This window comes from Streptomyces sp. TG1A-60, from assembly GCF_037201975.1.
Taxonomy (GTDB): Bacteria; Actinomycetota; Actinomycetes; order Streptomycetales; family Streptomycetaceae; genus Streptomyces.
The window spans coordinates 426,250-447,571 of sequence record NZ_CP147520.1 but is presented as its reverse complement, the minus strand read 5'-3'; the positions used below and the strand labels follow the sequence as shown (position 1 = coordinate 447,571).

Genomic DNA, 21,322 nt, shown 5'->3' with positions numbered 1-21,322 from the left:
GGGCCCCGCGCCCCGTCAGGGCGCGGGGCGTGTGCCCCCTCTCAGCCCCAGCTCTGGGAATACTGGCGGCGGTAGGCCGCCCTGTCCTGCTCTGTGCGGATGAAGCGGGTGGCCGCCAGGGCCACCAGGCTGCCGGCGAGGACCAGGAGGCCCGGGCCCACGTTTCGGGGGTCGGCGAGGCGGTCGAGGATGTCGGAGGCGGCGCCGATGGACTCGACGGGCTCCACGGCGCCCGGTTCGGCGGCGCCAGGGGCGGCGGCGCTCTGCGAGTCGTCGTCCGCTGAGCCGTCGTCGGCAGCGGTGGGCTGGGCGGCGGACTGGGGCAGACCCGCCAACTCGACGCCGAACTCCTCCAGGGCGGCGGACAGCGGCTGGAAGAACGTCGTACCGCCCACCTGGCAGTCGCCGTTGCCGCCGGAGGTCACCCCCAGGGCCACGCCCTCCGAGAAGAGCGGGCCGCCGCTGTCGCCCGGCTCGGCGCAGACCGTGGTCTCGATGAGCCCGGTGACCGTGCCCTCGGGGTAGTTGACCGTGGCGTCGAGGCCGGTCACCTCGCCGTTGCGGAAGCCGGTGGTGCTGCCGCTGCGGAAGACCCGCTGGCCGACCGCGGCGTCACCGACCGAGGTGATGCGCACCCCACGGCCGTCGCCGACGGCGACGACGTTGGTCGAGTTGCTCGGCGCGTCCTGGAGATACTGCACGAGCGAGAAGTCACCGCCGGGGAAGTTCGTCTCGGTCGTCCGGCCGATCTCCTGCCGGCCCTGATTGTCCGCGAACCAGACGGAACCGGCCGGACCGCAGTGCCCGGCCGTGAGCATGAACTCGTTCTCGCCGTCGGTCACGTTGAAGCCGATCGAACAGCGTCCGCCGGTGCCGAAGATCGGCTGGGCGCCGTTGAGGCGCATCGTGTACGCGCCCTCGGTGCGCTCCATCCGGACGGACCCGCCGATCTCCTCGGCGAGCTCCGTGAGGCTCGACCAGTCCTCGTCGGAGACCGTGCTGTCGGCCCGCACCACGACCTCGTTGGAGGCGGGGTCGACGGCCCACGAGGTGCCGGACACCCGGGGGGCCGAACGCAGCGCCTCGGTGGCCGACTTCAGGTCCTCCGCGCTGTACTCGACCATCTTGGGCCGCGCACCCGCCTGTTCGACCTCTGCGGCGGCGTTCTCGTCGGTGACCGCGACGACCGGGCTGCCGTCCTCGGCGATCCAGGTGCCCGCCGTGCGGGAGGAGCCGAGCTCGCTCACCAGACCGTTGCCGGTGCTGGACGCGGCGAGCACCGAACTCCGGGTCGCGGGCGGGGAGATGGTGGGTTCGGTCGCCATCGCCGCCTGCGCGACCATCAGGGCCCCGCAGAGCAGTCCACCGACGGCCGTCAGCCGCGCCACCCGCTTCACGACTCGTCGTCGTGCGTGCCTCATTGCCTGGCTCCCCGAACCCCGTCCGACACGGTGTCAACACCGCGAGGGCGTCCGGTCCTTGAGCGCCCTCCTTCCATACGTGCGGTGGCGGACACATGTTCACCAGTGCGCGTCGACGTATCCCAACGTCCGGTTCATGGCGATCGCGCTCGCGTTGGCCGGGTGATGGAGCGTACGGATCGTGCTCACCCCGCAGATCCCGGCGAACCCGATACCGAAGGTCTTCATGGTCACCGAGACGCCCCGGCCCCGGTGGGGCGCCCGCACCCGGTCATCTCGTTGAACACGACCCCGGACCGCCGCCGGTCCGGGGTCGCCGCCATGCCGATCCACTTGTCGCCGTCGACGGCCAGCACGACACCGCGCGGATCGTAGGCGGGCACCTCGAAGCGGAGCCGGTGGTACTCGTCGAAGTCGTGGAAGGCGCCGCGCTCCGGGATGTCCGCCGAGCACTCCTTGTTGAGTTCGTACAACTCCCGGCGGTGTGCCGGGGTGTCGCCGAGCTCGGAGAGCGTCGTCAGCCGGATGCCGGACGTACGGCACCGTTCGACGTACGGCTGGAAACGTGCCAGGTCGAAGTCGGTGACGTCCAGTTGGAGCCGGACCAGGTCGACCGCCATCAGCGCTTGCCTCCCACTCCGCAGTACATGGCCACTTCCGCCGGTTCCCCGGAAGGGCAGACTACGGAGAAGTCCGGGCGCCAGCGGGAGCACGAGACCACACCGGGGTCGAGCAGCTCCAGCCCGTCGAAGAAGCGGGCGACCGCCGCCGGTGTGCGCTGGGTGATCCGCGGGGTGCCGTGCGCGTTCCACCACTCGACGGCGGCGTCCACATCGGGCAGGGCCGGACCGGTGATGGTGTGCGAGAGCGCCAGATGGCTGCCGGCGGGCAGGGCGTCCACGAGCCGGCGCACGATGCCGTACGGGTCCTCGTCGTCCTCGATGAAGATCACCACACCGAGCAGCATCAGCGCGACCGGCCGGGAGAGGTCCAGGGTCCTGGCGGCGTGTTCGAGGATCGAGTCGACATTGCGCAGATCCTCGTCGACGTGGTCCGTACGGCCCTCGGGGGTGCTCGTCAGCAGGGCGCGGGCGTGCACCAGGACCAGCGGATCGTTGTCGACGTAGACGATGCGTGACTCCGGCGCGAGCCGCTGTGCCACCTCGTGGGTGTTCTCCGCCGTCGGCAGCCCGGTGCCGATGTCCAGGAACTGCCGGATGCCCGCCTCGGCGACCAGGTGCCGGACGGCCCGCCCGAGGAAGAGCCGGTCCGCGCGGGCGTATTCGCCGATGCGCGGATGCAGTCGGCGTATCTCGTCCCCGGCCTCCCGGTCGACCTCGTAGTAGTCCCCGCCGCCGAGCCAGTAGTTCCAGATCCGCGCCGTGTGCGGCCGCGCGGTGACGATGCGGCTGTTCAGCGGCGAGGAGGGGAAGTCCGAGGCTGCCGGGTTGTCCGTCACGGCATCAGCTCCTGGATCCTTCGTGAAGGTGCTTCGTTCAACGGGCAGTCGTGAGGTGCTTGTTTCAACGGGCAATGTAGACCCGGTAGTTGGCCGATGCTGACACTTCTGCGATCTTCACGGGGGTCGAGTTCGACCGGTGTCCCCGAGCGCCGCCCAGCTACGTGCGTCGCCCCATACGGACGAGGCGCCGACGTACGGCCGCAACAGCGCGGTCAGGCGTGGATCGCCCTGCCCGTTGAGCTCGTCGGAGGCGATCTTGCGCGCCGTGCCGGCGAGGAAGTCGGCGAGCAGGATCCGTGGGTCCTCACGCGCCACCACCAGCCGGAACCCGGCCAGTCGCGCCCGCTTCTCGATCCAGGCGACGCGTTCGTCGGTCAGCAGGTTCTGTCGGTCGTGCACCAGCGTGACCGGCCGCCCTGCGCGGCGCCAGTACGCGGAGGTGTGCACGATGGCCGGCATCAGCGGATTGAGCACGGGGAACAGTTCGGGACTGGCATGGATGCGCGCGCGGTAGGCGTCGGCGCGGGGCCGGGCCCGCGCGAGCAGGGCGAGGATCTCGCCCACCGGTTCCGGGGCGGGCAGGCGCAGCAGCGCGTCCACCGTACGGAAGAAGGGGGCGACGGGGGACTGGGCGTCCTCGCTGTTCTTCCGGGTGCGCAGCAGATTGTTGCCGGTCTCCAGAAACTCTCTCCACCGCTCGTTCCCGAAGGGCTTCCGGCCCTCGCGGTGAAGGGTGAGGGCGGTGTCCGGGCCCCGGTCGGTGAGGAGGGCCACGACCCGGTCCACCACGAAGAACGGTTTCTCCGTGAGGTGGACATGCGCGTGCCCGTGGATCGGCCCGGAGGTCCCGAGGAGCCACTCCAGCACCGCGCGGTGTTTCTCGCGCAGGAGGATGTTCGCCTTGTACTCCTCCGCCGGGGAGCGGATGCGGTCGCGCACCTCCCGCAGCTGCGCGGCGGCCACCTCCATCGGCAGATGGACGCTGCCGTGCGCGAACACATCGGTGTTGCCGGTGGTGAGATTCTCGCCGTCCGAGCCCGACTCGTCGCAGCACACCTCCACGGCCGAGCCGTCCGTGACCGCTTCCACCGGATCCGTACGACTGCGGATCACCACGCTGCCCCCTGCCTCGTAGTCCCGCGGACATCATCGCGCAGGGCGGTCGCGAGGAGGCGGTGAACGATCGTCGAGACCCCTCTACTAATCAGTAACTCTTGTGTAGTCTCCCGGCCACCAATGGGCATGACCATGACGAGTGCGGCGACGGTTCCATCCGACCTCGCCGCACTCACATGAGAAAAGGGGACGAACATGACAGCAAGCGGTGCGGCACGCCGCATCAGGACGGTCGCCGCCGTGGCCGTACTGGGCCTGGGGGCCTCGGTGACCGCGGCGGCTCCGGCGATCGCGGCGCCGGGCGAGGCCGCCGTCGCGGTCACCGAGGCGGACCACGCGACCTGGCAGGCGGACGTCAAGGCCGTGATCGACACGGCCACCCCCTACATACAGCAGCGCACCGCCAACTCCTCCGGCCAGAAGCTCGCCATCGTCTTCGACATCGACAACACCACGCTGGAGACGCACTACACGCCCTGGTACAAGCTGCCCACCCCGGCGCTGAAGCCCTCCCTGACGCTGGCCCAGTACGCCAAGTCCCGTGGGGTCGACGTCTTCTTCGTCACCGCCCGGCCGGGCATCATCGAGAGCGTCACCGAATGGAACCTGGAGACCGTCGGCTACCCCGTCGACGGCCTCTACGTGCGCGACCTGCCCGACCTGTTCGCCGAGGTCTCCGCCTACAAGACCGCCTCACGCGCCGACATCGAGTCCGACGGCTACAAGATCATCGCCAACGTCGGCAACAACACCACCGACCTCGTCGGCGGCCACGCCGAGCGCACCTTCAAGCTGCCGGACTACGACGGCCTGCTCGACTGACTGCCCCGCGCCCTTCGTTTGCGGGGGTACGGCCTCGGTTCCCGCCGACGGCCGTACCCCCAGGCGCCGCTTCGAAAGCCCCTAGACTCCCGCCATGGCCGACGACACCTCGCTCGACGCCCTCGGCGCGGGCAAGTACCTGCTGATCACCACCTACCGCAAGAACGGCACCCCGGTCCCGACCCCGGTCTGGGTGGTGCGGGACGAGGACGCGCTCGGCATCTGGACCGCAACGGACTCCTGGAAGGTCAAACGCATCCGGAACCGCGCCGATGTCCTAGTCGGCCCCTGCGACGTGCGCGGCAACCCCACGGGCGCCTCCGTTCCCGCCCGCGCCGAGATCCTCGACGCGGCCGGCACCGCCGCCTACCGTCGGCTCGTCGCCCGCAAGTACGGCCTGTTCGGCCGCCTCACCCTCCTCGGCAGCCGGCTGCGCCGGGGCACCGACGGGACGACGGGCGTCCGCATCACGCTCACTCCGTGAGGCGCGCGGCCGCCGTGGGCGGCGGGATCACGAACCGTCGCCCGCGTGCCCCGTCCGCCACGCCCACGCGGCGATCTCCACCCGGTTCCGGGCGGCGAGCTTGAGTTGGATGCTGCCGAGGTGGGTCTTGACCGTGGAGAGGGAGACGAACATCGACGTGGCGATCTCGGCGTTCGTGTGCCCGAGGGCCACCAGGCGTACGACGTCCAGTTCACGGTCGGTCAGCGGCTCCTGAGGACGCGGAGCCTCGGGGCCGGGGGTGGTGGCCGCCTCCGCCGTGACGTGCTTCAGGAGCCGCACCGTGACCGAGGGCGACACCAGAGAGTCGCCCGCCGCCGCCGCCCGTACGGCCTCGGCGAGCAGGGTCGGCCCGGAGTCCTTCAGTAGGAACCCGCAGGCACCGCCGCGCAACGCCCCGTAGACGTACTCGTCGAGGTCGAACGTGGTCACCACGACCACCCGCAGCGGATCGGGCACGCCCGGACCCGCCAGCAGCCGGGTCGCCTCCAGGCCGTCCAGCTTCGGCATACGGATGTCCAGCAGACACACATCGGGCCGTACCTCGCGGGCCAGCCGCACGGCCGTCTCGCCGTCGGCGGCCTCGGCGACCACCGTGATGTCCGGCTGCGCGTCGAGGAAGAAGCGGAAACCGGTACGGACCATGTCCTGGTCGTCGGCGATCAGGACATGGATCGGGCTGCGGTCGTTCATGGGCGCATCATGCCTGAGGGGGGAGGGGAGTGGGGGAGCGGGGCATCCTGGGGGGAGCGGGAGCGGGGAGTGGAGGTGCGGTCCGGGGTCGGCTTCGGGTGCCCCGTCGGCCGGGGCTCGCGTCCGGGGGCCCGTCACCTTCCGCACCGCCCCTCCCTGCGAGCGCCGCGAACACGGTGACCGTGCCGAGGCCGACGCGGCGGGAGAGCCGCGCGGGCGTCCGACGCGTCCGGCTCCAGGGGGAGCACCCCGTCGCCCCGTGTCGCGGTGTGGACCTCCGGTCGCCGCCGTACCGCCGGCGAGGCGGGGGCCGGCGACCGGTCGCGCGGGCACCGGCGAACCCGTGCGCGGCCTCCCCGGCGTCGGCGGACACATGGCCGCGCTGCGCCGTGACCCCGCCCCTCCCCGCCGATCCGCCGCACGAGGTGCGGGCCGCCGCCTTCCGTGTGGTGCGTGAGTCCCCGACGAACGTCGGCCGGCACGCCCACGACGGTCTGGACGCCTCCGCACGCGACGACGGCCGGGGCGGCGCCCGCCTGCCGAAGACCGACCGGGGCGGCGGCCGTTCCGGGCCCGCCCGCGCGAGGACGGACCCGGCTGGGAGGCCGTCGCCCCGCATCCGGCCGCCCCCGCGGGCACCGGGCGAGCTGAACTTCTGGGGTGGACTTCCCGTATCTCCTCACGGGGATGGCGGGAGACCGCGTGCACGGAAGGAGATCAGCGTGTCGAAACCGCCCGAACCGGGCCGGACGACGAAGCGTCCCACGATCGAGCCCACTTATGTCGTACGGCGACGCCGGACCGAGGCACTGGCGGAGCTGCTGCGTGAGTTCGAGCTGTACAAGGGGACGACCGCCCCGGACGACGTGTACGAAACCGTTGCCGTCCCACCGGCACCGGCACCGGCACCGGCACCCGCTCCCGAGCGGATCCTGCCCCGGACGGAGTGCGAGACCGAGGAACTGCCCCCGGTCATGTCCGGCGAGGACTTCGGCTCCGGCACGGCCCCGCGCGGTGAGCGGCGGCAGCGGCGGCGCCCGGCACCCGGCAGCGCGTCCGGCCTGAAGCGCGCCGCGGTGGTCGTCGGCGTCGGCACGGCGGCCCTGATCGGCTTCGGCGCCGCGCTCCTCCTGCCCGGCGGCGACACGGAGAAGGAGGCCCGGACCACCACCCCGGCCCCCTCCGCCCCCGCCCCGTCAGCCCCCGCCCCGTCCGCCCCCGCGCCCTCGGCCCCGGACCGGAACGACGGCGTCGACCCGGATGGCCCCGGCACGCTCCGCGAGGGCGACAGCGGCCCCGAGGTCTCCGAACTCCAGCAGCGGCTGCGCCGCATCCCGAATGTGTACGACAACGGCGCCACCTCAGGTCAGTACGACACCGTACTGAAGCAGGCCGTGGCCCGCTTCCAGCTCTGGTACGGCATCCGGGGGACGAGACGGGCGTCTACGGCGACGACACCCGCCGGGACCTCGAATCCCGCACCCCCCTGTAGTCTCGCGGCCCCCGCCGCGCCTCGGGCGTATCCGGGTTGTTGCCCCGCCTCGAACGGACCATCCTTGCCATATGGTGACGAAGGCGTCCGGAGCGTCGCGGGCTGCCACGGCCGGTGAGGCGATGGCGGTGGTTGACGCGCGCGGTCTCGTCGCGGGCTGGAGCGAGGGCGCCCGGCGCCTCACGGGGTACACCGCCGGGGACGTGACCGGGCGGCCGGCGGCGGCCCTTCTCGACGGGGACGCGGCGGCGGTGCGACGGACGCTGCTGGTCCACGGTGACACGGTGGCGGGCCTGCGCTACCGGAACGGGCGACGGCAGCTGGTGGCGCTGCGGATGTGCCCGCTGTGGGGCGCGGACGGCGAGCGCCGCGGGTTCGTCGTCACCGCCTCACCGGACCCGGCCGAGCGTGCCCTCGGCGAGCTGGCCTTCAAGCAGGCGTCGATGTCCATGTCGATCTTCGACATGAGACAGCGCTATCTGCGGATGAACGACTGGGCGTGCCAGGTCATGGGGCAGCCCGAGGAGGAGTTCCGGCACCGGTACTTCCTCGACACCGTGGAGGACGCCGAGCACAGCCGAGGCTTCCTGCGTCATCTGGAGATGGTCATGGAGACCGGGCAGCCGGTCCGCTACGAGAGCTGGACCCGTTCGCCGTCCGGTCGGCGCATGCACGCCTGGACCTCCGAGATGTGGCCGCTGCGGGGCCGCTCCGGAGAGCTGATCGGCACGGCGCTCGCCGCGTTCGACAGCAGCGAGCAGTTCTGGGCGCGCCAGCGCCTGGCCCTGCTGAACGAGGCCGCCGGGTCCATCGGCACCAAGCTCGACGTCGTCCAGACCGCCCGCGAACTCGCCGAACTGGTCGTGCCCCGGCTCACCGACTTCGTGAGCGTCGACCTCCTGGCGTCGGTGCTCCAGGGCGAGGAACCCGAGATGGGCCCGTTGGACGGCGGCGTGGAACTACGCCGGGCCGCCCACCACTCCCGCACGCCGGGCGTCCCGGAGGCGGCGATCTCCCTCGGCTCCGCCGACGTCTACCCGCCCTCCTCCCCGCCCGCGCGGGCCCTGCTCACCGGCGCGCCCGTGCTCGCCCGCACCGGCGACAGCGATCTGGACTCCTGGTTCGCCCGGCACGACGCACGCGCCGCCAAGCTGAGGGAGGCCGAGGACCACGACCTGTCCCTGATGGCCGTACCCCTGGTGGCGCGCGGCACGACCCTCGGCGTGGCGGTCTTCGTGCGCATCCTGACCCCCGAGCACCCCGACGCCTTCGACCAGGACGACGTGTCCCTCGCGGAGGAGCTGTCCAGCCGGGCCGCCGTCTGCGTCGACAACGCCCGCCGCTACACCCGGGAACGCACGACAGCCCTGGCGCTCCAGCGGAGCCTGCTGCCCAAGACGGTGGCGGGGCAGGCGGCCGTCGAGTTCGCCTCCCGCTATCTGCCCGCGTTGTCGCAGGCAGGAGTGGGCGGCGACTGGTTCGACGTGATCCCGCTGTCCGGCACCCGGGTGGCGCTGGTCGTCGGGGACGTCGTCGGCCACGGCATCCACGCCTCCGTCACCATGGGCCGGCTGCGCACGGCCGTGTGGGCGCTCGCCGACGTCGACCTGCCGCCCGACGAACTGCTCACCCACCTCGACGACCTGGTCGAACACCTGGCGGCCGGCGACGGCACGGGCAACGGGGAGATCGGCGCGACCTGCCTGTACGCGGTCTACGACCCGGTGGACCGCAGTTGCTCGATCGCCTCGGCAGGCCATGTGCCGCCCGTGGTGGTCCGCCCCGACGGCAGTGTCCAGGTCGTCGAGGTGGTCGCGGGACCGATGCTCGGTGTCGGCGGGCTGCCGTTCGAGGCGACGGAGCTGGAGTTGCCGGAGGGCTCGGTCCTCGCCCTCTACACCGACGGCCTGGTCGAGGCCCGGGACCGTGACCTCGACACGGGCACCACCGCCCTGTGCACCGTGTTGGAAGGGCCGGTCGGCAGTCTGGAGAGCGTCTGTGACGCCGTACTCAAGGGGCTGTTGCCCGACACCCCGGCCGACGACGTGGCCCTGCTGCTCGCCCGGACCCGCGCCCTCGACGCGGAACAGGTGGCCGTCTGGAACTTTTCCGACGACCCCGCTCTCGTTTCCAACGCGCGCAAGCTCGCCACCGAACAGCTCACCCGCTGGGGCCTGGAGGAATCCGCGTTCGTCACCGAACTCGTCGTCAGCGAACTCGTCACCAACGCCATCCGCTACGGCGGCGCCCCCATCCAGCTGCGCCTCATCCGTGACCGCACCCTCATCTGCGAGGTCTCCGACGCGAGCAGCACCTCACCCCATCTGCGCCGGGCCCGCACCTTCGACGAGGGTGGCCGGGGCCTGCTCCTCGTCGCCCAGCTCACCGACCGCTGGGGCAGCCGGCCCAGTGGCGCGGGCAAGACCATCTGGGCCGAGCAGGCCCTGCCGCCGCCCCTGTGAAAGCGTGTCCGGGGGGTGGCGCACCGCCACCCCCCGACAGCCTCACCGGCTCACCGGCGAAGGAGGTTACTTCTTCCGCAGGCGCACCGACACACCGTGCGTCGTGCAGACCTGCTCGGCCGTCCAGCCCTCGACGGCCACGGAGACCTCGGCGAACCGGCCCCGCAGGTACCGCGCGCCGATGACCGCGACCGTGCTGCCGGATCGCGGCGGCTGTTCGGCGTCGAAGCGGACCACCAGCGTGCTGCCCCGCTCCAGGACAGCGCGCCCGTCCACCACGAGGGCCGGGTCGGTGCCCCGGTCCAGCGTCACGTCGAGGACACCGGCCTGCGCGTACCCGCCGCGCACCCGGACCGTGTGGTCGCCGGTGGCCAGCGTGCCGCCCTTCACCCGGACGTCCCCGCGGCCGAAGGCCTCCTTCGAGCCCGCCGCGAGGACACCGGCCTCGACGACGGTGCCGCCCGTGTACCGGTTGGCACCGGTCAGCGTCAGCGCACCGCTGCCCCGCTTGACGAGGCCGCCCGGGCCGCAGATGTCGTTGCGCCAGGTGTCGGCCCCGTGGAAGCCGCCGAGCGCCGCGTCCAGCGTGACGGTCACCTTCGCGTCGAAGGCGCCGTAACCGTCCGCCGCCGCGAACAGGTCGAGCCGGCCCCACTGCTCCCAGCCGTCCAGCAGCACATACCCGGACGGCAGCGCGGTGGTGCGCAGCACCTCGCGCCGCTGCGCCGCGTCGAGGTAGGGCAGCCGCGTCTCCAGCAGGACCTCGGCGCCCTTGGGCACGGTCAGGTCCTGGGACCGTCCACGCCGGGTCAGCACGTACGTCAGCTTCGGCTCGACCACCCGGGCGTTGGCCCGCCGGTCGGCGTAGGGGTCGGTGTCGGTGCCGGCCGAGTGCGCGTAGGCGAACAGCGTGTCGGCCGTCGTTCCCGTCTTGGCCTGGAAGTACTCGGCGGCCTGCTCGCGCGCGGCGGCTTTGAGGGCGGCGTTCTTCGGGTCGGCGAGCGCGGCGGCGGCCAGTGCGGTGGCCATGACCCGGCCGCCGATGACGTCGACCGCGGTGTGCATGCCCGAGACGATCCTGTCGTGGCTCGCCTCGAAGGCGCGGGTCACCATCTCCTGGAAGCGCTCCGGTACGGCGTAGGCGTAGGCCAGAGCCGCCAGGTGGAGGGCGTTGGTGTGCCCGCTGGGGAAGCCGCCGTCCCTGGCCGCGTCCTCACCGCGCTGCCGCAGCAGCTGCGGGGCGACGATCACGTCGGAGTCGTACACCGGAAACCCGAACACGTCGGTCTCGCCGGTGTCGACGACCTCGCTGTTCTCGTTCATCCGCCAGGGGCGCGGGTACTGGTAGGAGAACTTGGAGGGGTTGCTCGACGCGAACGGCCCGCGCACGGTGTTGACGAGCTCGGCCACCTTCCCGAGCTCGGAGGCGGTGGATCCGGCGCCGTTCGCGGACCCGGCGGGAGCGTCGGCCGGGACGGAGTCACTGATCTTGCCCGGCGGGGTGCCCTCCGGGGCGGAGGTGATCGACGTGACCGCCATGGCGCCCGCCTTGTACAGCTCCGCGAGCGGGCCGAGACCGGCGATCACCGAGTAACTCTGGTGCTGCCGGTCGGTGATGAACGCCTGGCGCGCCTGCGCCTCGGTACGCCGGGCGGTGACCCGCGCGGAATACCGCATGTTGGCGCGCAGCACGTCGGGCATGAGCGGGGCGCCGGTGTTCCAGGCGCCTCCGGTCTTCCAGATCTCGGCGAAGCCGCCGAGGGCGCGGACCACGGCGTTGGTCTCGGCGGTGAGGTTCGCCGTGGTGTTGGTGGTGTAGTCGTCGACGAACGCGGCGAACGCGGTGGCGGCCTTGGCGTCGGAAGCCTGCCACAGCGTCGCCACGGTCGGAGCGGCGACCAGGCCGGCCGACACGCCGAGGGAGTTTCTGAGGAAGACGCGGCGGTTGAGCGTGTGGTGCCCGGCAGATGACGGCATGGAGCGCCGCTCCTTTCGCGGTGTGATGATCGTGCGGGCTGAGCGTGGAGTTGATGTGTGACCGGTGGATGACCGGTCGGCGACCGGACGGTGATCAACGGGTGGCCGCTCTCAGGGGAGTTCGTGGGAGAGTTCGTGCGAGTGTCAACGCCCCTTCGACCGGCGGCACTTGAAGTATGTGCGGTCGCGCGGACGGTACGGCATCAACGAGCGCTTCGGCGAATGCGGAGTACGGCGCGGGCCCGGGACAGGATCGCTCCGCCCGCCCGCCCGCCCGCCCGCCCGCCCGCCGCCACCACGTCGGCGGCGACCCCGCGCGGCGAGCCGCGCCACGAGCGGGGCGAGGGCGCGGCCCCCTTCGGCGATCACCTGCCGGGCGAGAGGAGAACCCTCCTCGGCGGCCTCGAACACCACGGGCGCGGCTGCACGGAGGCCTCTTTCATCGTTGCGTTGCGTTGGCGCAGCGACGGCTGGGCGAAACCGTGCCTGGACACACAGGTCTGGGGGGTGCTCGGGAAGCCCCGGGACGGGCCTCTACTGGCGCGGCAGGCGAGTACCGCTTGACTTCGTTAGGAAATTAACTAACGAATAAGGGTGCGTCAAGGGTTCGGACCCGGATACCGCACGACCGTGCGGCCGGATGCTGCGGCACGACTGGGGAGAGCATGCACCTGAGCGAGAGCGCCCGCGCTGTGTTCGCCGTACTGGCCGCGTCGCGCACCGCGACGCGCCCCCAACTGGCCACCGGTGCGCGCCTTTCCAAGCCGACCGTCTCCTCCGCCGTGGCCGAGCTGGAGGCCGCCGGTCTCGCCGCCCGCTCCGGCACGCTCTCCGGCGGTACCGGCAGGTCGGCGGCCGTATACGATCTGGGGCCGACGGCGGGCGCGGTACTCGCCGTCGACCTCGGCCCCAGCGTCACCCGGGTGCGGGTCTGCGCCCTGGACGGCACCCTGCTCGCCGAGGGAACCGGCGTGCGGGCCGACACCACCGGCGTGGTCGCGGACGCCCTGACGCGGCTCTCGGCCGGTGCGCCGCTGCGCGCGATCGTGGTTGCCGTCGGCGACGTCACCACGCAGAGCCGGGAGGGCAGGGCCGTGCGCCCGGCGACCGCCAAGGCCGGCCCCATCTTCGACGCCCTGGCCGTCGCGCTCCCCCGGGCGTGCCCGTCCACGTCGAGAACAACGTGAACTGCGCGGCGCTGGCCGAGCTGCACGAAGGCGCCGCCCGTGGCCGGGACACCTTCGGCTACCTGCGGATCGGCGTGGGCATCGGCCTCGGTGTCGTCATCGGCGGCCAGGTGCTGCGCGGCGCGAACGGCGCCGCCGGAGAGGTTGCCCGGCTGCCCTACCCGTGGGACGCCGACCGTGAACCACGTCACGAGGGCCTGGAGGAGCACATCGGCGCGGGCTCCCTGCTGCGGCGGGCGGCGGACGCCTGGCAGGGAGCGGACGGCCCGTGCCCTGACACCGTGGAGGCACTGTTCGCGCTCGTGGACGGCGGACATGCCACGGCGTGCGCCGTCGTCGGCCGCCAGGCCGCCGACGTGGGCCGGCTGGCCGCCGCGGCGACCGCCGTCCTGGACCCCGGCCTGATCGTGCTGGGCGGCGCCGTCGGCTCGAATCCCCAGCTCCTGCCGGGAGTTCGGGCGGAACTGGCCCGGCTGAGCTGGCCCACCGAGGTCGTGAGCAGCGCCCTCGGCGACAGCGGCACCGTCGTGGGTGCCAGCCGGCTGGCCGTGGCCCGCGGAATCCAAACCGTGACCGGAGGGGCGGTGGTGAAGCATTGACGGACTCCACCGGCGTCTGCCAATGTCCGGACAAGCGCTTTCTGAACCGGCGGGACCCGGTTCTGGGCGAGGTACTCCGTCGTACCGAAGGTACGGCGAGCCGTACGATGGCGTGCTCGTACGGTCCGGGCCGGGACGAGGCCACGGAAACCCTCGCCGCCAGGGCGGCGCGACCGGGCGAGGTCGCTTGCCGGAAGGCGCAATCCACAGTTACAGACCCGAGCCGCATTCGGTCGGCCGGGGGATCGTCACGCACATCCAGGGAGGACCCGGTGGGTCACGAGATCTCGCGCAGAACCCTGCTCCGCACGACGAGCGGCATCGCTGTGGCAGCCGCCGTCGGCAGCGCGCTGACCGCCTGCTCCGGAGGGACCGGCGCCGGCAGCACCAGCTCGGAACTCACCATGACCTGGTGGGGCAGCGACGACCGGCACAACGCCTACAAGAAGGCCCTCGCCGCCTTCCGGAAGAAGAACTCCGACATAGAGATCCGGGAGACCTACTCCGGGTACGAGGGGTACTTCGACAAGTTCAACACCAACATCGCCGGCGGCAGCGCCCCCGACCTGCTCCAGATGGACACCGCCCTGGTCGCGCAGTACGCCCGCAAGGGTGTCCTCGCCCCGCTCGACTCCTATGTCGGCAAGAGCCTGGACCTCGACGGGTTCTCCAAGACGCTCCTCGCCGCAGGCACCGTCGACGGCAAGCTCTACGGCGTCCCGTCCGGCATCGGCGTCAACCAGCTCACCGTCAACCGCAGCGGTCTGGAGGAGCTGGGCCTGAAGCTGCCCGACCGCGAGTGGACCTGGGCCGACCTGCAGAAGATCGCCACCGACGTCTACAAGAAGAGCGGCGGCAAGATCCACGGCGTCGACGACGGCGGTGGCGGCACCCTCCAGTGCTTCGAGATCTTCGCCCGTGAGCACGGCGAGACGTTCTTCGCCGAGGGCGGCAAGAAGCTCGGCTTCTCCTCCGACACCCTCCAGGAGTGGTGGGAGTTCTGGGCCGCCATGCGCAAGGCGAACGCCTGCCCGGCGCCGGCCGTCACCTCCGCCGCGCACAACGACCTCACCAAGAACGCGGTCGTCATCGGCAAGGCCCTGTTCACCTTCGACTCCGGGGTCTACGGCGCTGGCGGCTCCATCACCGACGCGCAGTTGGACTTCCTGCCCACCCCGCAGGGCGACTTCTCCGGCGCCCGCGAGGGCAACTTCGTCAACGGCGGTGTGCTGCTGAGCGCGACGAAGGCGAGCAAGAAGGTCGCCGACTCCGTGAAGATCATGGCGTTCTTCGCGCAGGACGAGACAGCGATCAAGGACATGCAGCTGCTGCGCGGCATCCCGCCGACGGAGAAGGCCCGCAACCTGATCGCCGCGGGCCTGACCGAGACGGACAAGCTCAACATGGAGAACGCCGACTACATCTCCAAGCGGGTCGCCGCCGCGAGCAACGCCCTGCCCGCCCCCACGCCCCCGCCGCAGGGCGCCGACCAGATCTGGGACCTGCTGTTCCAGTCCAACCTCGCCATCGCCTTCGGGAAGAAGTCGATCAAGGCGCAGCTGGGTGAGTTCTTCGACCAGTCGGCAGGGATCCTGGGCGGCTAGTTGCCGCCGCACGACGTAAAGCGGGAGAGGGCCAGGGAGAGATGGGTATGACCACCACGCAGACAGACGAGGTCGTGAAGGAGCCGTCGGTTCCGGTGACCCCGTCCGACCAGCGGGAGCGTGACCGTATGCGCCGCCGCCTCGCCAGACGGCGGGGCGGCGGCTGGTGGCCGTACCTCTTCCTGGCCCCCTGGTTCGTCGGCCTGTTCGGCCTGACGATCTACCCGATGCTCGACTCGCTGTACCTGTCCTTCACCGACTTCGACCTCCTGACGCCCGAACAGTGGGTCGGCCTCGACAACTACGACCGGATGTTCACCGACGACCCCGTCTTCTGGGACTCGGTGCACGCCACCCTCATCTACGTCGTCGTCTCGGTGCCGTTGAAGCTGGCGCTCGCGCTCGCCGTTGCGATGCTGCTCAACCGCGATCTGAAGGGCATCGGCCTGTACCGGGCCGCCTTCTACCTGCCCTCGCTGCTCGGCGGGGCCGTGGCCATCGCCATCATGTGGCGGCAGATCTTCGGCGGCGACGGTCTGTTCAACGACTTCCTCGCCTGGTTCGGCATCAAGGGCCAGGACTGGATCTCCAGCCCCGACAGCGCGCTCTACACGCTCGTCCTGCTCGCGGTCTGGCAGTTCGGCACCCCCATGGTCATCTTCCTGGCCGGCCTGAAGCAGCTGCCGAAGGACGTGTACGAGGCAGCCGCGCTCGACGGCGCCACACCCGTCACCAGGTTCTTCAAGATCACCCTGCCGCTGCTCACCCCGATCGTCTTCTTCAACGTCGTCCTGCAGATCATCGACGCGTTCAAGACGTTCACCCCCGCCTTCGTGATCAGCAACGGCGAGGGCGGCCCGCTCAACTCGACCATGCTGTACTCCCTCTACCTGTACAAGAAGGGCTTCAACGACCTCCAGATGGGATACGCCTCGGCGCTCGCCTGGGTGCTGTTCCTGGTCATCGCAGGCTTCACGGCGGTCAACTTCATCGCCAGCCGCTACTGGGTCCACTACGACGACTGAGCGACGAGGAGTCCTTCGCCATGTCCGCCATCACCCCCACCCGCTCGTTGCAGTCACCGCTGCAGAAGATGCGTTCGGCCACCGGCTCGCGCCGCATCTTCATCCACACCGTGCTCATCGGCGTCGCGGTCGTCATGCTCTACCCGCTGATGTGGATGCTGAGCAGCTCCCTCAAACCCGACACCGAGATCTTCACCCACCCCGGGCTCATCCCCAACGAACTGCGCCCGGAGAACTACTCCGAGGGCTGGAGCGGCTCCGGCAACTCCTTCTCCCTCTACATCACCAACTCGCTGATCGTCACGATCGGCGCGGTGATCGGCAATGTCATCTCCTGCTCGCTGGCCGCCTACGCCTTCGCACGCTTCGAGTTCCGCGGCAAGAAGATCTGGTTCGGCATCATGCTCGGCACGCTGATGCTGCCCACGCAGGCCGTTCTGATCCCGCAGTACACGATCTTCTACAACCTGACCTGGATCAACACCTACCTGCCGTTGATCGTGCCCAAGTTCCTCGCGGTGGACGCCTTCTTCATCTTCCTGATGGTCCAGTTCATCCGCTCCATCCCGCGCGAGCTGGACCAGGCGGCGATGGTGGACGGCGCCAACCCCTGGAAGATCTACTGGAAGATCATCCTGCCGCTGATGAGGCCGGCCCTGATCACCACCACGATCTTCACCTTCATCTGGACCTACGACGACTTCCTCCACCAGCTCGTCTACCTCCAGCAGAACGACAAGTTCACCGTCCCCCTCGGCCTGACCCTGTTCATGGACCAGACCAGCGGCTCCTCCTACGGCGCGATGTTCGCCATGTCGACCATCGCCCTCCTGCCCACCCTCATCTGTTTCCTCGTCTTCCAGAAGCGGCTGGTGGAAGGCATGGCGACCTCCGGCATGAAGGGCTGACCCCCGGTGCGTCTTCCCCGTCAGCTCGGCCGGCTGCACGACCTGCCGGCCACCCCCGAGGCGTACGACGAGATCCTCGCCGCGGTCACCGAGGAGGCCCTCGCCCGGCTCACGCCCGAGGGCAGCCTCGAACACCCCGACTGCGTCGACGACATCGGCGACACCTCCCTCGGCGTCACCTCCCTGCTGGCCCTCGCCTGGCACCGCGCCAAGGACCCGCGGCTGCCCGAGGCCGTGCGCCGCAGCACGGACTTCCACCTCCGGGAGCGCGTCTACACGGACGACAACCCCGGCTACCCGAACCTGCGCCTGCGCAACTCCGGTTTTCCGTACGCCCGTTACACCCTGGCGTCCGGCGCCCACCCCATCGGCGACTGGCCGAGCACGGTCTGGGCGCTGCTCCAGGCGGTCAACCTTCTCGATCTCGCCGACGGCCTCCTCGACGACGAACAGGCCGCCGCCCTGCGGGAGATGAGCCGCGGCTACTGGCGCTGGCTCACCGAGGCGACCTTCTTCAACCCACAGGAAGCCGGCAACCAGGCGATCGGCTGCGTCGTGGGCGGCCTGATGCTGGCCCGCCACCTCCCGCCCGAGGAGGGGCGACTGGTCCGCGCCCACGCGATCGCCCTGTACACCGAGGAGATCCGCGCCCACCGGGTACGCGACCGGGGCGCACTCCTCCCCCGGAGCACGGCGGCGCGTACGACAACAACTACGGCCCGATCTCCCTGTCCTTCCTCGCCCAGGCCCACCTGGTCAGCGGCGAGGAGATCTTCGCCGAGGACGGGGAGGCCGTCGCCCACTACCTCGACGCCCGCCTGACCACCGGCGGCTTCGACTTCGGCGGCCCCCGCTACAGTGAGCAGCACTCCGGCTTCGAGTCCGTCCTCGGCCTGCGCTACTTCGGCAGGCGCATCGGCGCCGACCTGGGGCGCTACCGGGGCGACACCCGCTGGGGCCGGCACGCGGTAAAGCCGGACGGCGGTGTGGACGGGCACTTCGCGTGGATGCTCGTCTGGCAGATCCAGGACACCACCCCCTGGCACCGCACCCCGTCCACGGAGCCGGTCCGCCACCAACTGCGCGCGGGCAGGGTCTCGGTGGCCTTCGACAGCAGGATGACCCCGTCGCTGATCGAGGCCGACGGGACCTACCTCCTCCCGGCGGCCGTCAACCGCCAGCACGGCTTCGGGCCGGTCGTCGACGGCTTCCTGCTGTGCCGCCCCATGGGAGCGGTACGGGTACGAGACACCCGCGCCGACGGCCTGACGGCCAAGCTGGTCACCAAGCCGGTCGTCACCCGCGACCACGTCCTGCGCCACGTCCAGTCCCTGTACGTCACCGACGGGGCCCGTCTGTGGAGCGCGGTCGCCGTCGAACGCCTGCCTGGCGAGCCGTACCTCCTCGCCGGACTGCCGTACCTCGCGGAGGACGGCGACGGGCTGCGCCGGATCGCGGAGGCCGACGTGACGGCCGCCGGCGATCTGCGGCTGACCCACCCGGCCGCCGAGGGCCCGGAGTACTTCGACGCGCGCGCCGACACCACCCAGGAACTGGCCGCCTTCGCCCTCGCCGCGGACCCCCGCGGCTACGGCAACCCCGACGAGGGCTGGTCCCACCTCGTCGCCTCCACGGCGATCGAGGCGCCCCCGGCCCCCGGCGCCCCGGACGGCCTGAACGTCTTCGCCGTGCGCTACGGCGGCTCCGACGACCGCTTCGTCCCCGCCTTCGAGCGCACCCCGGAGGGCCTGACCGTGCGCACGGAGGCCTTCACCGCCCTGATCGGTGACCCGGCGGGCGACGCGACCGGAGAACCGCTCCTGACGCTGCGGCGCTGAGCCGGCCTCGAACCAGCAGCCCGACGATACCCGGTGACGTCGGGCCGCCTGTTCTACGCCCCCGCCTCCGCCCTCGGCATCGCCGAGTCCGGCACCACCAGGTCCGCGTGACATCTGGTCGTCGCGACCAGGTCGGCGTTGCGCCGGTCCGTGCCGAGCACCCACGCGACAGCCGTGTCGTGGTCCTTGCCGAACTCCTCGTGGCGGGCGACGAGTCGGCGTACGCGCTCGGTCTCGTCGAGGTCGCAGAACCAGACCTCGTCGAGGTGGGACCGGACGCGGGTCCAGGGCGCCTCGTCCAGCAGGAGGTAGTTCCCCTCGGTGACGATCAGGCGGGCGGTGGGCGGTACCGGGATCGAGCCCGCGACGGGCTGCTCCAGCCTCCGTTCGAAGCCCGGCGCGTAGACGGTCTCGTCCTCGTCGTCGCGCAGCCTCTTCAGCAGGGCCGCGTACCCGGCCGCGTCGAAGGTGTCCGGCGCGCCCTTGCGGCCCCGACGGCCGAGGCGGTCGAGTTCGACGTCGGCGAGATGGAACCCGTCCATGGGCACGTGGGCCACCCACGGCCGCCCGTCGCCGTTGAGCGCCCGGGTCAGTCGCTCGGCCAGGGTGCTCTTGCCCGCGCCGGGGCCGCCGGCGATGCCGAGGAGTGCCCGGTGGCCGGGACGGACGAGACAGGCGGCCCGTTCCAGCAGGTCGTCGAAAGTCGGCGGCATGCGCACGACGGTAGACCGGATTCGGCGTACGCGGACCGGGGCCGGGCAGATGACAGCCCTGGCCGTCGGTCCGAACGAGAACGCAAGGTGCCGTATGAGAGGGAATTCCCGGTCGGAGCCGGACGGCGACGGCGAGGCGACCCGGGAGGAACCGGCACGGCTGCGTGCGGAGGTGCGGCAACCGCGCACCTGTGTGTGGAGGGCCGCCCCCCTGGTCGCAGGGGGGCCGACGCCCGGGTGGAACCGCCCGGAGGGACAGTACGACCGCGCCCGGCCTCACCACGCCCGTGCCCACCGTTCGAGGTGAAGCGGGCGAGGGCACGGGCGCTGCGCCTGTGCCCAGCAGGGTCGGGGCGTGTGATGAGGGCAGACACGCCGAACGGGCCCGGCACCCTGATCGGCAGGTGCCGTCCGGCAGGGGGGAGGTTGCTCCCCGGTGTCGGCCCGCTCATCGGTGCCGTCCGTCGCAGCGACCGTCAGCCGGCAACGTCTCATCCGCGCAGGGCGGTTCCCGTGCCCTCCTGCCGTTCGGTGGCCAGCAGGTCCTCGCGGCCGGAGCGCATGGACCTGAGGGCCAGGAGGAGGACGCCGATGTCGTCCAGGTAGACAGGGTCGGGCACGAGGTCGGTCGGGAGGACGAGATAGAGGACGGCACCCCAGAAGACCCACTTGGGGCCGGTGGGGAGTCCGGCCCGGCGCAGATCGCGTCGGGTGCGGACGAGTCGCAGGAGCAGCCGGACGGCCACCGCGAGGAAGGCGACCGCGACCAGCGCGATCGCGACGATCACAGCCCAGGTCCAGGAGTCCATCGGTCCCGCCCCTCGTTCGAGCCGGGCCGTGTGCCCGGCTTCTGCCTGCCCCATCGTCTTCCCCGCGGGGGCGCCGTCTACCGCGGCGCGCGGGGAGCGTGGACGGGTCAGTGGGAGGCGCGGGCGGGATTGTGGTCCACGAGGGCCTGACTGACGGCCCGGACGGAGCGGGCTATGTGGTTCAGCTGAGTGACCTCGGCGGCGTACATCTTGATGGTGTGCTCGATGACCGTCTCGGACATGCCGAGGCGAGGCAGCTCGGAGCGGGCGGTCTGCAGGGCGGTGCGGGCGACCTTGATCTCGTGCTGGACCTGGATCTGCGCGTGGCGGGCGAGCAGGACCGGGTGGCGCATCATCGCCGGGTAGCTGCCGTAGCGGGCCGGCACCAGCTCGCGCAGCCACTTCGCCGCGGACCTCTCCCAGTCGTAACTGCCGGGTGTCTTGACCTGACACGGCCAGTCCGTGCGGAGGGGCGAGGAGATGAGGGCCATGTTCAACGCTCCGGTCTTGCATCGACGCCATCGGGTGCAGCGGGTGTGGAGTCTGGGCGGCCCCGGTCTAGGGGATGGCCGGGGCCGCCGCACCCGGGGCGGCCGTGGCGGGTAGGAGCGGACGGTCCCGGGTGGACGACGTGACCCGGAGCCCTCCGGGTCACGATCCGGGAGCAGTATTTATATATACTGATGAGTTTG

The 21,322-nt window shown here is 71.4% G+C and carries 16 protein-coding genes and 4 pseudogenes; 9 read left to right on the top strand and 11 right to left on the bottom strand.

Translation table 11 applies throughout. From position 1 onward, the window contains the following. Positions 1–41: 41 nt before the first annotated feature. From WBG99_RS01325 to WBG99_RS01305, 5 genes are all read right to left on the bottom strand, one after another. Positions 42–1,421, bottom strand: coding sequence for a S1 family peptidase (locus WBG99_RS01325; RefSeq protein ID WP_338894507.1), 1,380 nt, complete (start codon positions 1,419–1,421; stop codon positions 42–44). 99 nt (positions 1,422–1,520) lie between these two features. Continuing rightward, positions 1,521–1,655: a hypothetical protein gene (locus WBG99_RS01320; protein WP_338894506.1), complete on the bottom strand. Its 135-nt coding sequence runs from the start codon at positions 1,653–1,655 to the stop codon at positions 1,521–1,523. Next, positions 1,652–2,041, bottom strand: a complete 390-nt coding sequence (locus WBG99_RS01315; RefSeq protein ID WP_338894505.1) for a GNAT family N-acetyltransferase — start codon at positions 2,039–2,041, stop codon at positions 1,652–1,654. The genes WBG99_RS01320 and WBG99_RS01315 overlap by 4 nt, the downstream gene beginning before the upstream one ends. Continuing rightward, positions 2,041–2,880 (bottom strand): SAM-dependent methyltransferase, encoded by an 840-nt coding sequence (locus tag WBG99_RS01310; protein WP_338894504.1) that lies wholly within the window; start codon positions 2,878–2,880, stop codon positions 2,041–2,043. Before WBG99_RS01310 ends, WBG99_RS01315 begins: the two co-directional genes overlap by 1 nt. 117 nt (positions 2,881–2,997) lie before the next feature. Beyond that, the gene (locus WBG99_RS01305; RefSeq protein WP_338900169.1) at positions 2,998–3,996 is read right to left on the bottom strand and encodes a hypothetical protein; all 999 of its coding nucleotides are present in this window, start codon (positions 3,994–3,996) and stop codon (positions 2,998–3,000) included. A 198-nt stretch (positions 3,997–4,194) separates the two neighbouring features. Here WBG99_RS01305 and WBG99_RS01300 point away from each other — a divergent pair, with 198 nt between their 5' ends. Next, positions 4,195–4,821, top strand: coding sequence for an HAD family acid phosphatase (locus WBG99_RS01300; protein WP_338894503.1), 627 nt, complete (start codon positions 4,195–4,197; stop codon positions 4,819–4,821). 94 nt (positions 4,822–4,915) lie between these two features. Then, a complete protein-coding gene (locus WBG99_RS01295) occupies positions 4,916–5,305 on the top strand; it encodes a PPOX class F420-dependent oxidoreductase (protein ID WP_338894502.1) in 390 nt (129 codons plus the stop codon). Between the two features lie 27 nt (positions 5,306–5,332). Here the strand turns inward: WBG99_RS01295 and WBG99_RS01290 are convergent, their stop codons facing one another. After that, the gene (locus tag WBG99_RS01290) at positions 5,333–6,016 is read right to left on the bottom strand and encodes a response regulator transcription factor (RefSeq protein ID WP_338894501.1); all 684 of its coding nucleotides are present in this window, start codon (positions 6,014–6,016) and stop codon (positions 5,333–5,335) included. Between the two features lie 722 nt (positions 6,017–6,738). Here WBG99_RS01290 and WBG99_RS01285 point away from each other — a divergent pair. Then, positions 6,739–7,508, top strand: a pseudogene (locus tag WBG99_RS01285) (peptidoglycan-binding domain-containing protein). Between the two features lie 71 nt (positions 7,509–7,579). Beyond that, a complete protein-coding gene (locus tag WBG99_RS01280; RefSeq protein ID WP_338894500.1) occupies positions 7,580–9,970 on the top strand; it encodes a SpoIIE family protein phosphatase in 2,391 nt (796 codons plus the stop codon). Positions 9,971–10,036: 66 nt separating this feature from the next. Here WBG99_RS01280 and WBG99_RS01275 read toward each other — a convergent pair whose 3' ends face one another. Beyond that, positions 10,037–11,947, bottom strand: a complete 1,911-nt coding sequence (locus tag WBG99_RS01275; RefSeq protein WP_338894499.1) for a phosphatase PAP2 family protein — start codon at positions 11,945–11,947, stop codon at positions 10,037–10,039. A 94-nt stretch (positions 11,948–12,041) separates the two neighbouring features. After that, positions 12,042–12,367, bottom strand: a pseudogene (locus WBG99_RS01270) (hypothetical protein); the annotation flags it as partial. 245 nt (positions 12,368–12,612) lie between these two features. On the opposite strand from WBG99_RS01270, the pseudogene WBG99_RS01265 reads away from it, so the two are divergent. The 5 genes and pseudogenes from WBG99_RS01265 (at position 12,613) to WBG99_RS01245 (ending at position 19,108) form a co-directional block, all read left to right on the top strand. Continuing rightward, positions 12,613–13,733: pseudogene (locus WBG99_RS01265) on the top strand (ROK family protein). 272 nt (positions 13,734–14,005) lie between these two features. Next, positions 14,006–15,337, top strand: coding sequence for an extracellular solute-binding protein (locus WBG99_RS01260; RefSeq protein ID WP_338894498.1), 1,332 nt, complete (start codon positions 14,006–14,008; stop codon positions 15,335–15,337). A gap of 47 nt (positions 15,338–15,384) precedes the next feature. Next, positions 15,385–16,362: a sugar ABC transporter permease gene (locus WBG99_RS01255; RefSeq protein ID WP_338894497.1), complete on the top strand. Its 978-nt coding sequence runs from the start codon at positions 15,385–15,387 to the stop codon at positions 16,360–16,362. Between the two features lie 20 nt (positions 16,363–16,382). After that, entirely contained in the window at positions 16,383–17,270 is an 888-nt protein-coding gene (locus WBG99_RS01250; protein ID WP_338894496.1) for a carbohydrate ABC transporter permease, read from the top strand. A gap of 6 nt (positions 17,271–17,276) precedes the next feature. Next, positions 17,277–19,108 (top strand): annotated as a pseudogene (locus WBG99_RS01245) (hypothetical protein). A gap of 53 nt (positions 19,109–19,161) precedes the next feature. Here WBG99_RS01245 and WBG99_RS01240 read toward each other — a convergent pair. The 3 genes from WBG99_RS01240 to WBG99_RS01230 form a co-directional block, all read right to left on the bottom strand. Next, positions 19,162–19,821 carry a nucleoside/nucleotide kinase family protein gene (locus tag WBG99_RS01240; RefSeq protein WP_338894495.1) on the bottom strand — a complete coding sequence of 220 codons (660 nt, stop codon included), beginning with the start codon at positions 19,819–19,821 and terminating at the stop codon, positions 19,162–19,164. 491 nt (positions 19,822–20,312) lie between these two features. Further along, the gene (locus WBG99_RS01235; protein ID WP_338900168.1) at positions 20,313–20,630 is read right to left on the bottom strand and encodes a YkvA family protein; all 318 of its coding nucleotides are present in this window, start codon (positions 20,628–20,630) and stop codon (positions 20,313–20,315) included. A gap of 107 nt (positions 20,631–20,737) precedes the next feature. Continuing rightward, the gene (locus WBG99_RS01230) at positions 20,738–21,121 is read right to left on the bottom strand and encodes a hypothetical protein (RefSeq protein ID WP_338894494.1); all 384 of its coding nucleotides are present in this window, start codon (positions 21,119–21,121) and stop codon (positions 20,738–20,740) included. Positions 21,122–21,322 lie beyond the last annotated feature (201 nt).